14 protein-coding genes are annotated in these 15866 nt (G+C 30.6%); 9 read left to right on the top strand and 5 right to left on the bottom strand.

Annotated features, from left to right (window positions below):
- Window positions 1-53: 53 nt before the first annotated feature.
- Window positions 54-1070: a tryptophan--tRNA ligase gene (gene trpS, locus AXE85_RS06840; RefSeq protein ID WP_062174187.1), complete on the bottom strand. Its 1017-nt coding sequence runs from the start codon at window positions 1068-1070 to the stop codon at window positions 54-56.
- A gap of 204 nt (window positions 1071-1274) precedes the next feature.
- Between trpS and AXE85_RS06835 the strand changes: the two genes are divergently transcribed.
- From AXE85_RS06835 to srtB, 3 genes are all read left to right on the top strand, one after another.
- Entirely contained in the window at window positions 1275-2264 is a 990-nt protein-coding gene (locus AXE85_RS06835; RefSeq protein ID WP_062174185.1) for a lipoate--protein ligase, read from the top strand.
- A 342-nt stretch (window positions 2265-2606) separates the two neighbouring features.
- On the top strand, window positions 2607-2927 hold the full coding sequence (locus AXE85_RS06830; protein ID WP_062174183.1) for a heavy metal-binding domain-containing protein: 321 nt from the start codon (window positions 2607-2609) through the stop codon (window positions 2925-2927).
- Window positions 2928-3017: 90 nt separating this feature from the next.
- Window positions 3018-3830: a class B sortase, LPKTxAVK-specific gene (gene srtB / locus AXE85_RS06825; RefSeq protein ID WP_062174180.1), complete on the top strand. Its 813-nt coding sequence runs from the start codon at window positions 3018-3020 to the stop codon at window positions 3828-3830.
- 800 nt (window positions 3831-4630) lie between these two features.
- Here srtB and AXE85_RS06820 read toward each other — a convergent pair.
- The 4 genes from AXE85_RS06820 to AXE85_RS06805 form a co-directional block, all read right to left on the bottom strand.
- A complete protein-coding gene (locus AXE85_RS06820) occupies window positions 4631-6010 on the bottom strand; it encodes an MATE family efflux transporter (RefSeq protein ID WP_062174179.1) in 1380 nt (459 codons plus the stop codon).
- A gap of 40 nt (window positions 6011-6050) precedes the next feature.
- A complete protein-coding gene (locus AXE85_RS06815; RefSeq protein ID WP_062174176.1) occupies window positions 6051-6467 on the bottom strand; it encodes a MarR family winged helix-turn-helix transcriptional regulator in 417 nt (138 codons plus the stop codon).
- Window positions 6468-6740: 273 nt separating this feature from the next.
- Entirely contained in the window at window positions 6741-7388 is a 648-nt protein-coding gene (pcp, locus tag AXE85_RS06810) for a pyroglutamyl-peptidase I (protein ID WP_062174173.1), read from the bottom strand.
- Between the two features lie 239 nt (window positions 7389-7627).
- Window positions 7628-8299, bottom strand: coding sequence for a hypothetical protein (locus AXE85_RS06805; RefSeq protein WP_062174172.1), 672 nt, complete (start codon window positions 8297-8299; stop codon window positions 7628-7630).
- A 256-nt stretch (window positions 8300-8555) separates the two neighbouring features.
- Between AXE85_RS06805 and nrdG the strand changes: the two genes are divergently transcribed.
- The 6 genes from nrdG (at window position 8556) to AXE85_RS06775 (ending at window position 15774) form a co-directional block, all read left to right on the top strand.
- The gene (gene nrdG / locus AXE85_RS06800) at window positions 8556-9110 is read left to right on the top strand and encodes an anaerobic ribonucleoside-triphosphate reductase activating protein (protein WP_231723820.1); all 555 of its coding nucleotides are present in this window, start codon (window positions 8556-8558) and stop codon (window positions 9108-9110) included.
- A 222-nt stretch (window positions 9111-9332) separates the two neighbouring features.
- Complete coding sequence (locus AXE85_RS06795) at window positions 9333-11483, top strand: YhgE/Pip domain-containing protein (RefSeq protein WP_062174168.1); 2151 nt, start codon at window positions 9333-9335, stop codon at window positions 11481-11483.
- Window positions 11484-11766: 283 nt separating this feature from the next.
- Complete coding sequence (locus AXE85_RS06790) at window positions 11767-12579, top strand: MIP/aquaporin family protein (protein WP_062174166.1); 813 nt, start codon at window positions 11767-11769, stop codon at window positions 12577-12579.
- Window positions 12580-12609: 30 nt separating this feature from the next.
- Entirely contained in the window at window positions 12610-13695 is a 1086-nt protein-coding gene (locus AXE85_RS06785; RefSeq protein ID WP_062174164.1) for a GTP-binding protein, read from the top strand.
- A gap of 179 nt (window positions 13696-13874) precedes the next feature.
- Complete coding sequence (locus tag AXE85_RS06780) at window positions 13875-14561, top strand: response regulator transcription factor (RefSeq protein WP_021752481.1); 687 nt, start codon at window positions 13875-13877, stop codon at window positions 14559-14561.
- Window positions 14545-15774, top strand: a complete 1230-nt coding sequence (locus AXE85_RS06775; RefSeq protein WP_062174162.1) for a sensor histidine kinase — start codon at window positions 14545-14547, stop codon at window positions 15772-15774. Before AXE85_RS06780 ends, AXE85_RS06775 begins: the two co-directional genes overlap by 17 nt.
- Window positions 15775-15866 lie beyond the last annotated feature (92 nt).

Genomic DNA, 15866 nt, shown 5'->3' with positions numbered 1-15866 from the left:
TATTCTCCTTTAAAAATAATTAAGAGTGGATGAGCCACTCTTAATAGTTATCGTTATTTTTTAAAATAGTTAATTCCCATCGCATCTTTTACTTCATCAAGTGTAGTTGCTGCCACACGTTCCGCTTTTTCACTACCGACTTTTAACATATTGTATAATTCAGCCTTATCTTTAGCAAATTCTTCACGACGTGAGCGAATAGGTAGTAAAAATTCTTGCATTACTTCATTTAACCTATTTTTCAACTTAACATCACCGAGACCTCCACGGCTGTAATGTTCTTTTAACTCAGCAATTTCATCTTTACGTGGATCAAAAATATCAAGATATTTAAAGACAACGTTTCCTTCTACTTGACCGGGGTCTTCAATGCGAATATGATTAGGATCAGTATACATCTTCATAATTTTTGCTTTAATATTTTTTTCACTATCTCCTAAATAAATACCGTTATTTAGTGATTTACTCATTTTGCCTTGTCCGTCAATTCCAACAAGACGGGCGTGATTTTTTGGAGGTAGCACTATTTCAGGTAAAACAAGTACTTCTTTGTTATATGTTCTATTAAAATCACGGACAATTTCACGGGTTTGTTCAATCATCGGTTTCTGATCTTCACCGACCGGTACATGTGTCGCTTTAAATGCTGTAATATCGGCTGCTTGGCTTACAGGGTAGGTGAAAAATCCTGCCGGAATACTCTCACCGAATTTTTTGTCGCTAATTTCCTGTTTAACAGTCGGATTGCGGTGCAATCTGGAAATAGTAACCAAGTTTAAGTAGTACATATTCAGTTCAGCAAGTTGCGGTATTTGTGATTGGATAAAAATCGTTGTTTTTGTCGGATCTATTCCAACAGCTAAATAATCCAGTGCGACTTCTGTAATGTTCTCAATAACCTTAGTGGGGTTATTGGCATTATCTGTTAAGGCTTGTTGATCTGCAATCATAATAAAAACATTTGTATCATTTTCAGCTTGTAATTTTACACGATTTTGAAGAGAGCCAACGAAGTGACCTAAATGTAACTTTCCGGTTGGTCTATCTCCGGTTAAAATAATTTTTGTCATAATAGCAAACTCCTTTTATTTAATTTATAAATTTCTAAAATAATGTCATAAAAAATATTATTTATAACTAATATCCTTTAAATTATATCATATAATTAAAGTTAAGTGGTTGAAATAAAGAAAAAAAGTGTAATTTTATTTTGAAAAACTCCTTTTTGTTGTATAATGTATAACGAGTAAATAATTTATGTTAGGAGAAAAAATATGATTTATATTGAGTCAAAAAGTAACGATCCACGTTACAATACAGCGTTGGAATTTTATGCTTTTAATGAACTTGCGAAAGAAGATGATGTATTCATGTTATGGATAAATGAACCTTGTATCGTTGTTGGGAAAAACCAAAATACGACGGAAGAAATTAATCAAAAATATTGTGATGAACATGGAATAAAAATAGTTCGCCGTGTAAGCGGTGGAGGTGCAGTGTATCATGATTTGAACAATTTAAACTACACTATTATTTCTAACGGAAGAAGTGGTGAAGAATTTGACTTTAAGTCATTTTCACAACCGGTTATAGATGCTCTGGCTTCAATGGGAGTAAAAGCAGAATTTACCGGACGTAACGATCTTGAAATAGATGGACGAAAGTTTTGTGGAAATGCACAATATATACGTTCCGGAAGAATTATGCACCATGGATGTCTATTATTTGATGTGGATACGACCGTTTTAGCAAATGCCCTTAAAGTATCAAAAGATAAAATTGAATCAAAAGGTATTAAATCTGTTCGTTCAAGAGTAACAAATATTAAAGAACATTTACCAAATCAAGAAATGGCAGTTCAGGATTTTGAAAAAGCGCTTAAGAATTATATGAATGAAAAATATGATATGGTAGATTTTATACCGACTGAAGAAGATGAGAAAGCAATAGCAAAAATTCAAGATGAAAAAAATAATTCTTGGGATTGGGTATATGGAAAAAATCCGGATTTTAATATTAAACGTAACAGAAGATTAAAAACAGGAAAAATAGAAGCTAATATAATGGTTGAACATGGTATCATCACCAGTATTAAGTTTTTTGGAGATTTTTTCGGTGTGATGGATGTAGAAGACATTGCTGAAAAATTGATAGGAATAAAATATAACAAGGAAGCTGTAAAAAAAGCACTGGAACAAGTAGATATTAATTCTTACTTTTTAGGTGCGACACTAGAAGAAGTAGTTGATATTTTAGTAGATTAAAAAGTATATATTATTTTACAAATATTCTAACATTGCCATTAGACTTGTTGCTGTTCTTAGTGGTGGAATACTGGCTTCACCTGAGATTATAAGCTCAGGTGAACCTTAAGAAATCCACTGCGTAGCAGTTAGTTCTTAAGGTTGCCACACCACTATAGAATCAGCAACAAATAATATTTTGTATATAAATATATACATTATTTTATCAATTTGATAAATCTAATGAGCAAAATAAAGTATATAACAAGAACATGAATTTCAAGAAATGTGATGATAATGAAATTCGCAATTATTAAAATATTATGTATAATTTTTAAACTATAAATAAGGAGGATTATAATCATGATTATAACAACAACACCTAATGTTCCGGGAATGGAGATAGTAGAATATAGAGGTTTCGCTACTGGGGAAGTAGTTGCAGGGATTAATTTTTTACGGGACATGGGAGCAGGCTTACGTAACTTTTTTGGCGGACGTAGTCAAGGTTATGAAGAAGAAATTATTCAAGCACGAAAAGAGGCATTGATAGAATTACAAGAACGTGCCGCTAATATGGGAGCAAATGCTGTGATTGGTATAAGAGTAGACTTTGACACACTTGGTCAAGGCGGGACTATGTTATTAGTTACTGCTACCGGTACAGCGGTGGTAGTTCGCTAAAATAATAGAAAAATAATAAAAAATAGTTTATAATATGTGTAACAAAACGTATATATAGTAAAATTTTTTATAAAAGAAAGGATTTAAATAATGAAAAAAGTATTTAACATTAAGAAGTTATTTGCTATCTTATTGTTAGTATTTACTTTAGTAGTCACAGCTGTAGTGGTGACCGAGTATAATAAAAAAAGCAACTCAAATTCTCCTTCATCAAATACAACAACTACAACTGCAGGGTATAAAGTAAGTCAAGAGGAAAAAGATTATTTAAATAAGCGTTTTTCAGAATTATCAAAAGTAAATAATGAAACAGTAGCATATATATATGCACCGGGAACTGAGTTAGATGAACCTGTTGTGCAAACAAATGATAATGAAACATATTTGAATAAAACATTTGAAGGTGGAAATGTACCATATTTAGGAACTGTGTTTATGGATATGGACAATAAAAAGGACTTTAGTGATAGGCTGACGTGGTTATTCGGACATGCTCGTGGTAGTAAAGTAGGGGATCATAGAATGTTTAATGATGTTAATTTTTACGACAAGCAAGATTATATGAATAAACATAAATATGTGGTTGTAGAAACACCGGAACGTAAGTATTACTACGAAGCGGCATTTTTAACTATTGTACCGGAAACAACGTCATTTTATCGTTTAGACTTTGAAAATGATAATGATTTTTTAAAGCAATTAACAGATGTTAAAAAAGATGCTAAGACTAAAAATGATAATGTGGTATTAAAAGGTAATGATAAGTATCTTGTATTATCAACGTGCCGTGAAGAAGATGAAACAATTCGTTCTAATCTTTACTTACGTTTAATTCCGGATGAAGAAATGAATGATTTCTTGGCAGAACATAAAGATGAATTAAAATATGTAGCGACAAGATAATAAATAATAAAAACAATCTATTGATGAAAATCGATAGGTTGTTTTTTTCTTGACTTAGATAATAGCGATTTATACAGAATGCAATATTAGAAATGAAAAATAGATTATATGTTATTATGTTTTATTCAAAAATTCAATTTGATAATATGACAATAGGACATATACAAACTGTATTGATAAATGATACACATATTTTAGCAACTGGAGTATATAATTTATTTTGGAGTTTGTTTTTAAATATATTACTGTTTGTTTCATATTTGGTTATACTATTTTAACTAACGTGAAGTTATTCCTTATCAGTATATTAATGCTTCCATTTTTAATAATTATATATTTGTTTATTGGAAAAAAATAGAAGCAATAACTAATTGTTTACAAGAAAATAAAGATGAAAGTACGATGTTGTTATATGAGAACTTTTCTACTTCAAGGATTTTAAAGGTAAATGATATGATGAAATTTAGATTTTTTAAAATTATAAATATATTAACTAAATCGTCAAAAAAACTAAATTCAGAATTAAGAGAAAGCAATAAATGTTTTACTATTATAGAAAGGGAGGTATTAAGTTGATAATGAAAAGAAAAACCTATATAACCATATAGATTGTTATAAAAAATTTAAGGAATTTACATAGTTTATTTCATGTGGTCAATTTTTTGTTAATACTAGGAGTTATATTTTATTAATAGTTACTTTTACTTTCTAAGTTAAGCGAATATTTAATAAATTCAATAAGAGCAACTCTAAAAATCATTTTTAAAAATCAATTTAAGGGCTGCTCTTATTAGGTTATTTTATACTTCTACTATATTATTTTTTGGCATCAATCTAAATTCTCTTATCAAGAAGAATACCGACACACTAAATGCACAAATATCAGTTATCGGTGTTGCATAGATAATTCCTTCAATGCCGAATGTATGAGACAGTATAAATAACATTGGTAGAAGAATAATTATTTGTTTAGTTAATGCTATAGTCACCCCGATTTTTGGTTTTCCGATAGCGGCAAAAAATGTTGAACTGGAAATTTGAATACCGTTAATAAAAGTAAATAGTAAGAAAAATCTCATATACTTAACGGCAAATTCAAAGTACAGTTCGTTACCGTTACCAAAAGCGGCAACAATTTGTTTAGGAAATATTTCAAATATTGCAAAGAACACTACAGAAATAATTATTGCATATTTCATCATATAATTCATTGTTTCCCTAACTCTGTCATATTTTTTAGCACCATAGTTAAACCCAAAAATAGGTTGAGCACCTTGAACAAGACCGATAACGATAGCGATAAAAATAATGTTAATTTTAGCGACAATACCGGCAACAGCGATAGGTATATCATTTCCATAAACAGATTCTTTACCATAAATATTTAGTAAATTATTTGTTACTATTTGAATAATCATATTAGATCCTTGGAAGACAAAAGAAGTCATTCCAAGTGAAATAGAAATTTTTAGCAATGATATTTGAGGAATGAAATCCTTTTTCTCAAATTTAACGCTCTTAAATCTAGGAAAGTAAAATATTAAAATCATAGCTGATAAAAATTGACTAATTACTGTTGCCCAAGCAGAACCGGCAATCCCCCACTTGAAACCGAAAATAAATATTGGGTTTAAAATGGTATTAAGGATAGCGCCGAAAACAATAGCAATCATTGAATATTTTGGACTGTTATCCGAACGAACAATAGGGTTTGTACTTATAGAAATAAGTAGAAACGGTATCCCAAGTGATGAAATACCGGCAAATGTTTTGGCATAACTAAGTATTTCATCTGTTGAACCAAATGCGTACATTAACGGTTCTAAAAAGATATGAACTAAAATAGTAAGTATTATCCCGATAATAAATAATGACATTACAGATGTCCCGACAACTGATTTTGCCTTGTCGGGATTTCCGCGTCCAAGTTCCAAATTGAAGTTAGCGGCAGCACCAATTCCAATCATAAGACCTACAGCAAGGCAAATAGTAGTAATAGGGAAGGCGACATTTGTAGCTGCGTTACCTAGATAGCCGACCCCTTGTCCTATAAAAATTTGATCAATAATGCTGTAAAGTGCGTTAATTATGTTAGCTGTAATTGCAGGCCATGCAAAAGATATGAGTAGTTTTTTTACCGGCTTTATTCCGAGCGGGTTTTGTGTCATAGATTGTGGCATAAAAATCTCCTTTTAAAATTCTAATTGTGGTAGTAATGTTTTACGCATCTGATGTTATTTTATTCATTAGTTTATACAATGTAGAAATTTCATCATTTGTTAAATTTTTTAGTGCATGTTGTTCACTTTTGATGATAATATTTTCATTATTAAGAATAAATTCCTTACCTTTATCTGTTAAGAATAATGTATAAGATCTGCGATCTACAATTCCTCGTTTACGTTCAACATAGTTTTTTTGTTCAAGAACATCAATGTGGCGTCCTATTACATTTCTATCTTTTTTATTAATTTGGGCAAGTTGTGCTTGAGTTGACCCTTCATTTTCAGCAATAAAAATAAGGGTGATAAAGTTACCGTAAGTAATACCAATCTCAGTTAGGAGATCTTTAGGATAGTTTCGAATAATTTCCAATGCACCTATAAACTGATGACTTAGCGTGTCTTTAAGTAGCATAATAATTCTCCTTAAAATAATATACTCTATATATTATATACCTGATATATCATTTGTCAATAGAAACATAATAAATCAAAAAGATAAAAAAGGAAATAATGCCAAAAATATGATTTTAAGAAATCAAATTTTGTTAATACCTCCTATCGTAAAATTTACCGGGTATTCAGAATAGTTTTGTAAAGTAAATTTGGACATTGAAAAATTACTAACCGAAATTAAATACGTATTTTTATTAAAAATTGAGATTTTAAGCGAGTTTTTTGGGTATTATTAACTTTCCCTACCGCCGGTTACAGAAATATCATCTTTTTTATAGTATTTTACAGCTGTTTTTATTATTGACACCAGTGATTTTACAATGGTATTCAGTTCCATAAATGGCATATCAGGTTTATCCGCTATTTGTTCTTTTATATAAGGAATGTGAACAAAACCGGCGGAAAAAGGGATATTTTCCTTTTCGGAAAAATACAAAGCATCGTACATAATATGATTGCAAACAAATGTTCCTGCCGTATTGGAAATATCAGCAGGGATATTCTCTTTTTTTAAATTTTCCACAATTACTTTTATCGGGAGAGTGGAGAAATAAGCGTTTTTTCCGTCATTACGAATGGGTGTATCAATGGGTGCGTAGCCATCGTTATCCGATATACGGGCATCATCAATATTAATGGCGATGCGTTCTAGTGAAATATTTTTTCTACCACCGGCTTGACCAACACAAATAACAATATGTGGTTTAAAATTTTCGATTTCCTTTTTTAATAATAAACTACTACGTTTAAACGCCGTAGGGAGTATGATTTTTTTAATTGTTATATTATTAATAGAATTGGGTAGAGATTGAACCGCAAGTTCGGACGGATTTATATTTTCGTTATCAAACGGTTCAAATCCTGTAATTAATACTTTCATAAAATTTTCTCCTAATAAAGTTTTTATTATCTATTATAAAATAATTTTTTCTTTTTGATAAGTTGTAAAATAAAGAATTCACATTTTTGATACATATATTTTTTTAGACTTTTCTTCATAAAAGATATTCCAAATATAAAAATTTAATACAAAAAGAGAGCCAGAATTTCTAACTCTCTTGTTTTTACAAAACATATATAAGTATTGTTATCAGACTTTACTGATATACAATGCAAGTATTATTTTGCTGCACTTGTTTTAGGTAAAAATTTAGCTAAAACAGGTTTTCCGTCTTTACCTACAACTACATTACTGTTTTTATCTAATTGGATTTTGTTGCCGTTTTTATCAATGACAACTTTGTTACCATTTTTATCTTTAGTAACTTTTCCGCCTTGAGCAACGATATCAGCTTCGATGCGTTGTGCGTTAGTACGGTTAGCTTCTTCCCCTGTTTCATCATAATAATTACCTTGAGCTTTTGCAGCTGCAATAAATCTTTCCTCAAATTGTTTGCGGTATTTGTTAGTTACATTTGTTAATACCTCAGCTTTAGCTTTAGCAAACTCGGCTTCTTTTTCAGAAACTGCTTTTTTTAATTTAGCTTTTTTGTCAGAAAAGTCATGTCCAGAGTAACCTGAATTGATAAATTTAGAAAGTTCAGCATTTGCATTATCTAATGCTTTTTTAGCAGGTAGAGTTGCTGCTAAAGCTTCAGCTTCTTCATTTATTTCCGCTTTATGTGCGGCAATTTGTTTTTCTGCTTCATCAGCTGCATCACGCCAAGAAACGTATTTTTTTTGAGTTAACTGATTAGAAGATTTAGGATTTTCTCCTTGAGCTAGTGCTACCGGAGCAACCGCTGTTACTACTAAACCAGCTGCTGTTAGAACTGTTAATAATTTTTTCATGATAATATCCTCCTTTCCTTAAAGACTATAATACATTATATATATATATATATATTGTCAAGTAGAAATATAAAGAAATAATTTTTTTCTCTTAAAAAAATAACGATTTAAAATTGTATTTCATCTAAAAAAGTGCTATTATATTTAAAATAGGGGTGAGAGAATGTCAAGAGAAGAAAAATTTAAAACAATTATTCAAACTATTGATACATCGGGCTATAGTAAAAGAAAAAAGGCTAATATAAACTCTTGTGAAATGAAGACATTCCGAGAAGCGAAAGATTTTTGGCTGGCTTCAAAATACTCTAAAAATAAATATGCGGATTACAAACCATTTCAATTTGTAGACGGTGAAGGTGTAAGGTGTTCAATATATCTTAGCGGTTGCTTGTTTGGTTGTAAAGAATGCTTTAACGAAAGTATTCAAAATTTTAATGCCGGAAAAGATTACACTATGGAGTTGGAAGATAGAATAATTTCCGATTTAAGACATCCCTATGTTCAGGGATTAACAATTTTAGGAGGAGAGCCGTTTTTAAATACTAAGGTTGCTTTATCATTAGCAAAAAGAGTAAGAATGGAATTTGGTAATACTAAAGATATTTGGGTGTATAGCGGTTATACATATGAGCAACTGTTAAAATCCAGCGATGATAAAAAGGAGTTATTGGCACTTTGTGACGTTCTTGTTGATGGACCTTTTATAATAGCATTAAAAGATTTAGGTCTTAGATTTCGTGGGAGTAGTAATCAAAGAATAATAGATTTACGTAAATCAACAGCGGAAAATATTGTTTTATATTTGGACTAAAAATCGATTTACTTAAAAGTTTTATTTTTTTATAAAAGTGTCTACATTATATTATGACGCAGTAGTTTACAGGTGCTTAAATTTACTACAAAAAGTTTTCAGAGCATTTAGTAAAGCTTGCGGGGGTGACTTTAAAAAATGATTTTTTTAAAAATCATAATTTTTTAGTTGCTCCCTTTAAAATTTTATATATTATTAGTAGAAAAGAGAGGAGTTTTTTATTTGAAAAACATATTTCAGATATTTAGAAATGATATTAAAGAAATATTCAGAAAGACAAGAACATGGTTAATTATAATAGGTCTTATGGTATTGCCTTCGATGTACGCATGGCCTAATATATTATCATCATGGGATCCATACGGACATACTAATCAGATAAAGGTTGCTGTTGTGAGTGAAGATAAAGGAGCAACAGTTGAAAATAATAAGATAAATCTTGGGAAAAATCTCATAGAGGGATTAAAAAATAATAAGAATCTTGATTGGCAATTTGTAGAAACAAAAGCACAGGCGGAAGATGGTGTTAAGATAGGTGATTATTATGCCAGTATAGTGATACCGGAAAATTTTACCAAAGATCTTACATCAATTACACGAGGTACACCGGAAAAAGCAACAATAGAATATACGGTAAATGAAAAAATAAATGCTATTAGTCCTAAAATAACAAATAGCGGGGCTTCTGCAATAGCGAATAACATTAGTAAATCTTTTGTTGAAACGGCAAATGGAATTATCTTTGAGAAACTTCATGAAGCCGGTATAAAATTTGAAGAAAATTTACCATCTATTGAGAAAACAAAAGAAGAAATACTAAAATTAAATGATAATTTTTCAAATTATGAAAGTGCTTTAAATGAATTAATTAACAAGGTAGAACGTGGGCAAAATATTATAAGTGCCATACATACAACTTTACCGGAAGTAGATAAGGTGGCTACCAATAGCATTATGTTGGCTGATAAAGCGGAGATAGCTATTAGTAATATAGAAGGTTTTAATGCGAAATTATTACCGAAGATAAGTGAACATTTATCAGAAGTTGAAAATATTTCTAAAGATGCACATGAAATAGCACTTGAATTTCAAAATAAACCAACTAAAAAGGATGAATTAAAAGCTAAAATGAAAACTTTAGATAGTAGATTTTCTACCGGTATTCAACGTTTAGAGCTTGTGAAGAATATTTTTTCTTATTTTAACAAACTGTCCGGTGAAAATTTATTTAACAATCAGTTGAATAGAGTAAATAATTTAATTGCTGATATTGAAAAAATAAGTGAATTAAATAAAAATTTTTACAATAATATTGATAAGTATGACGAAATAACTACAGAGGCTAAGGAACGTTTTGTAGAGGGAACACAGAGTATTAATGAAACAGCATATAATTTTAATCAAGGATTAAATGGTGAAGTAGCACCGTTGATAGAAAACGTATTATCAAAAGCAAAAGTAAATGCGGAAAAATTTTCAAATATTATTTATGAAGCACAAGGAGAACTTCCGATAATTTCTAATAAATTAAGTGAAGCGGAAATGAAAGTTAATATGGCTCATAATAAGTTGCTGACATTAAGTTCCGAAATGCCGACAATAAAAGAAAAAATTAAAAAATTGTCAGAAGAGATAAAAGAAGCGGAAGGTAAAGTTGATACAAATTCACTCTTTAATCTTTTAAAAGTAGATTATAAGAAACAGGCGGAATTTTTTGCCAATCCCGTAAATTTACAGGAAAATAAATTATATCATATTTCGAATTATGGTTCAGCTATGACGCCGTTTTATACGGTACTTTCAATTTGGGTAGGTTCACTATTAATATCTTCGTTATTAACAACGAAAGTTGAAGATAAAGATAAGAAATACAAGCCTTATGAAAAATATTTTGGGCGTTGGTTGTTGTTTATGATAATAGCACTATTTCAAAGTATGATAGTAACGCTTGGGGATATGTATGTCCTAGGAACACAGGCGGTATCACCATATCGTTTTGTAGTGTATGGTTTATTAATTGCTTTATTATTCTCATCAATCATATATACATTAGTTTATATTTTTGGAAATATTGGTAAAGCGCTGTGTATTATATTGTTGGTACTACAGCTTGGGAGTTCAGGAGGAACTTTTCCTATTCAAATGACTGCGAAATTTTTCCAAACTTTATATCCGAAAGTTCCATTTACATATTCAATAGGTTTATTGCGTGAAGCGGTAGGTGGAGTCTATATACCTGCTGTTGAGCGTGATATGAAAATATTATTAACTTACTTGGTAATAGTATTGGTGATAGGTGTTATTGCGGTAAGTCTTATAGCAAAATCTGAAAGGTTAAGTAGAGAACGAGGAAAATCAAAATTATTTTTATAATTAAAATAAGGAGAGATAAGAAACTTAGAGAGATTCATTATCTCTTTTCTTAATTTCCCAAAAAATAAATATAAGAATATTTTTTTCTTATATTTCAAAGGTTTTCTATAAAACACGTACTTTTTAGTAAATTATAAAATTAGAATTATATTTCGAGGTATATTTTTTATATAAATATAATTATCTAAAAAATTACATAGTAATTTTCCAATAAAATTAAAGGTTGCAAATATCTTACTTTTTTTGTTGCAATATAGCTATAAAATTTTGAAAGGGGATATTCATGGAGAAATATTCATTAAAAAATGACTTCCTTGGGGAAGCTATTGGTTCTTTTATTTTAGTTTTATTTGGAACGGGAGCTGTAGCAGCGGCTGTATTATATGATGCACATCAAAGTCTATTTCAAATAGGAACGCTATGGGCATTAGCTGTAACTTTTGGTATATATATGACAAGAAACTTAAGTAATGCACACTTTAATCCGGCTGTATCGGTTGCCATGGTTTTAACGGGGCGTATGAGTGCTAAGAGATTGCCAACTTACATTTTAGGACAGTTCGTTGGTGCATTTTTAGGAGCGCTAACGGTATATGGAGTATATGGTTCATCAATTTCTCAATACGAAGCTAAGAAAAATATTGTGCGCGGGACATTTGAATCGGTAACAACTGCTAAAATGTTCGGTGAGTATTATAATCAACCGGGCGGTTATTCGATTTCAATGCCATTGGCAATTTTTGTCGAAGCGTTGGGAACATTCTTATTGGTTCTTATGATTTTCTTATTTACAGAAGGAGCAAACGTAGGAAGACCGAATGATAATACGGCACCAATTCTAATAGGGTTAACAGTTGGTGCATTATTAGCATTATTAGCATCGATTACTCAAGCAGGTATGAATCCGACACGTGATTTTGCACCACGTCTGGTAGCGTGGATGTTCCGTTGGGGTAGTGCGGCATTTCCTGATGCAAGCGGTGGATTTTTCTGGGTATACATTCTTGCGCCGATTGTTGCAGGTATATTGGCTGGCTTCTTCTTTACTAAGGTATTAGAACCGGCATTAAAAAAACAAAAAGAGTTAAACAAATAAAAACTTTAATAATCAAAGGAGAATCCTAGTATGACTAATAAAACAGATTTAATTTTAGTAGGTGGCTTTTTAGGAGCAGGGAAAACCAGTCTTCTATGGGAAATAGCAAAACGTTTAAATAAAAAAGGGAAAAAAGTCGGTTTAATTACTAACGACCAAGCAAGTGAGCTGGTTGATACTTCGTTTTTAGAAACTAATAATGATATTGTTGAAGAAGTAAGTGGAAGTTGTTTTTGTTGTAACTTCGGCGGTTTTGCAGATGCAATCGCTCATTTACAAGAAGCGAACAACAGCGATATTATTTTAGCAGAACCTGTTGGTAGCTGTACTGACCTTTCAGCAACAATTATGCAACCTCTGAAAGAAAAATATAGTAATAGTGTAAATCTAAAACAATTAACAGCACTAGCTGATCCAGTACGTTTAAAAGCGGTATTAAAAGATCATTCCAATTCAGGTGATTACATTATTTATAAACAATTTGAAGAAGCTGATGTAATTTTAATCAACAAAATAGAATTATTATCAGATGATGAATTAAATGATTTAGTTGAAAAAACTAAAAAAGAATTTAATAACGAAAATGTTTTAACAGCCAGCGTTAAAACAGGTGAAGGTTTAGATGAGTGGTTTGATTATATTATCAATAGTAAAAAAGAAGTTGGACGTAGAATTGTAGAAGTTGATTATGATACATATGCCGACGGAGAAGCGTTATTCGGTTGGTTAAACGGTACATACAGTATCGAAAAAGAAGAAAACTTCGGGGAATTGGCTAAGAACTTTTTAGCTAATTTAGGAGAGCGTTTCGACTCACTTAACTTAAATGTAGGGCATGTGAAATTTTTATTACAAGGTGCTAATGAAGGTATTGTCGGTAATATTGTTGGTGAAAAAGAAACTGGTAGTTTAAGAATACTGGATAGCAAGAGTGATAAGATATTCTTAACAGTTAATGCACGTGTAGAAGTACATCCGGATAAACTGGTGGAAATAATTAAAGAAGAGGTTGACCGTGTGTTTGCTAAAGTAGGTTACAAACAAGAAAAACTAAACGCATTAATTCCGGGCAGACCAAATCCAACATTTAGATATAGAGAAATAGTTAAATTATAAGATTATATAAATAAATTTAGAAGCAGGCTGTTGCAAGAGTAATAGCCTGTTTTAGTGTTTTAAAGGTATGTTATTTAATCTTATAAATATGTTTATAGTTTATGATTTATATTTAACTAGATTTTAATTAATATTTGTATAATTAGGTTGCAATATAATTATAGTGAGGTGTGTAAGAAATGAGATTATTACTTGCTGAAGATGAAAGAGATTTATCAGATGCCTTAGAGGCGATGTTAAAACATAATAATTATTCAGTTGATACTGTTGATAATGGGCAAGATGCGTTGGATTATTTATTACTGGATGATTATGACGGAGCTATTTTAGATGTGATGATGCCTAAAATGGATGGAGTAACCGTCGTTCAGAAGTTAAGAGAAAGTAAGAAAAATACTCCTGTTTTACTATTAACAGCAAAATCAGAGGTTGAAGACAAAGTATACGGTCTTGATAGCGGAGCGGATGATTATTTGACAAAACCGTTTGTTATAAAAGAACTATTAGCACGTGTACGTTCGATGACAAGACGACAAGCTACATTTACAAGTAATGTTCTTGAACTCGGAAATGTAAGTCTGAGTAAGTATACTTTTGAATTATCTACTGAAAAAGATAAGGTAAGATTATCGAATAAGGAATATCAAATGATGGAAATGTTAATGCGTAACCCGGGGAATGTTATTCAGACAGAGCAATTTTTAGAGAGAATATGGGGTTATGACAGTGATTCTGAGATAAATGTTGTTTGGGTGAATATTTCATATCTTAGAAAAAAACTTAAAGCCTTAGATGCAAATATTCAAATCAAAGCAACAAGAAATGTTGGTTATACATTGGAGATAATAGATGTTCAAGAGTCTTAGAAGAAAATTTATAACCACTGCCGTTTTGAGTGTAACGGTAGTTATAGTTCTTATGGCAGGAACATTAAATTTTATCAATTATTATAAAATAGGACAACGTGTTGATGCAACATTGTATGAAGCGGCAAATTCTTCAACTTTAACAGCGGTGTTTAGTGAAGACGGTGATGATTTGGTTATTACCAAAAATGCTTCCAGTGCAACTACTTATAATGGTTTTTCCGTGGTTAAAGTTAATTCGGAGGGTAAGGTAATTCGCTCTTATAGAGATGATTCGCTTTTAGAAAATCATGAATCTGTACAAAAATTAACTAATGCAGCGATAGAAAGACCGTATAATAATGGGTACGTGGGTAGTTATAGGTTTCTTAAAATAAAAACAAGCGTTGGAGATTTAATTTTATTTCTTAATATTCAACGTGAATTAGATTCATATCATTCATTTGTAAGAAATACTGTTATTATATCAACAATAGTTATATTATCCGTATTTGTTTTAATAGTTTTAATGTCTAAAAAAGTTATTTTGCCAATTCAGCAAGGTTATCAAAAACAAAAGCAGTTTATTACAGATGCCAGTCATGAACTTAAAACTCCACTTGCTATAATACGTTCTAATACAGATGTTCTTGAACTCGAAAATGGAGATTCTAAATGGACAAAAAACATTCAAAATCAAGTCGATAGATTGACCAGCTTAGTTAACAGTTTGGTTGTCTTTAGTAGAATGGAAGAAAAAGATAATGTGGAGAAAGTTAAGTTTAATCTTTCAGAATGTCTAAAAACAAGAATAGAAGATTTTGAAGAACTTGCAAATTTTCAAAAAAAACATTTTCTTACTGATATAGATAATAATGTACATTATAGCGGAGAACAACAGGCAATAGTTCAGTTAATGGATATATTACTGGAAAATTCTATAAAATACGCTCCTAAGGATACGCAGATAAATGTATCCTTGAAGAAAAATCGTCGTCACGCAACGTTAAAAGTATCAAATGTGGCAAACGTTAAAAAAGGGGATCTAAGAAAAGTATTTGATCGTTTTTATCGCTTGGATGAATCGAGAAATAGTAATATTAAAGGGTATGGAATAGGTCTGTCGATGGCACAAGTAATTGCGGAAAAACATAAAGAAACAATTAAGGCTTATGCACCTGAAGATGGAATTTTTAAAATTGAAGTGCGTTTTACCCTTGATGAGCATAAATAGTGTAGAGTAAATAAGAAGATGTATTATCAAATACACCTTCTTATTTTGTTATAAAAAAATTCAAACAGGAAGTTATTAAAATTTCCCGTTTG

This window comes from Gemella sp. oral taxon 928 (genome assembly GCF_001553915.1).
In the GTDB taxonomy this organism is placed as follows: Bacteria; Bacillota; Bacilli; order Staphylococcales; family Gemellaceae; genus Gemella; species Gemella massiliensis.
Note: the sequence above shows the minus strand (reverse complement) of the source record. Positions and strands in the feature narration are given on the sequence as shown.

Bases quoted from the DNA above. Each gene is read 5' to 3' on its own strand.
- AXE85_RS06775 (WP_062174162.1), top strand. From the start codon at position 14,545: ATGTTCAAGAGTCTTAGAAGAAAATTTATAACCACTGCCGTTTTGAGT.
- AXE85_RS06785 (WP_062174164.1), top strand. From the start codon at position 12,610: ATGACTAATAAAACAGATTTAATTTTAGTAGGTGGCTTTTTAGGAGCA.
- nrdG (WP_231723820.1), top strand. From the start codon at position 8,556: ATGAAGACATTCCGAGAAGCGAAAGATTTTTGGCTGGCTTCAAAATAC.
- AXE85_RS06805 (WP_062174172.1), bottom strand. From the start codon at position 8,299: ATGAAAAAATTATTAACAGTTCTAACAGCAGCTGGTTTAGTAGTAACA.
- AXE85_RS06830 (WP_062174183.1), top strand. From the start codon at position 2,607: ATGATTATAACAACAACACCTAATGTTCCGGGAATGGAGATAGTAGAA.
- pcp (WP_062174173.1), bottom strand. From the start codon at position 7,388: ATGAAAGTATTAATTACAGGATTTGAACCGTTTGATAACGAAAATATA.
- AXE85_RS06780 (WP_021752481.1), top strand. From the start codon at position 13,875: ATGAGATTATTACTTGCTGAAGATGAAAGAGATTTATCAGATGCCTTA.
- trpS (WP_062174187.1), bottom strand. From the start codon at position 1,070: ATGACAAAAATTATTTTAACCGGAGATAGACCAACCGGAAAGTTACAT.
- AXE85_RS06820 (WP_062174179.1), bottom strand. From the start codon at position 6,010: ATGCCACAATCTATGACACAAAACCCGCTCGGAATAAAGCCGGTAAAA.
- srtB (WP_062174180.1), top strand. From the start codon at position 3,018: ATGAAAAAAGTATTTAACATTAAGAAGTTATTTGCTATCTTATTGTTA.
- AXE85_RS06835 (WP_062174185.1), top strand. From the start codon at position 1,275: ATGATTTATATTGAGTCAAAAAGTAACGATCCACGTTACAATACAGCG.
- AXE85_RS06790 (WP_062174166.1), top strand. From the start codon at position 11,767: ATGGAGAAATATTCATTAAAAAATGACTTCCTTGGGGAAGCTATTGGT.
- AXE85_RS06815 (WP_062174176.1), bottom strand. From the start codon at position 6,467: ATGCTACTTAAAGACACGCTAAGTCATCAGTTTATAGGTGCATTGGAA.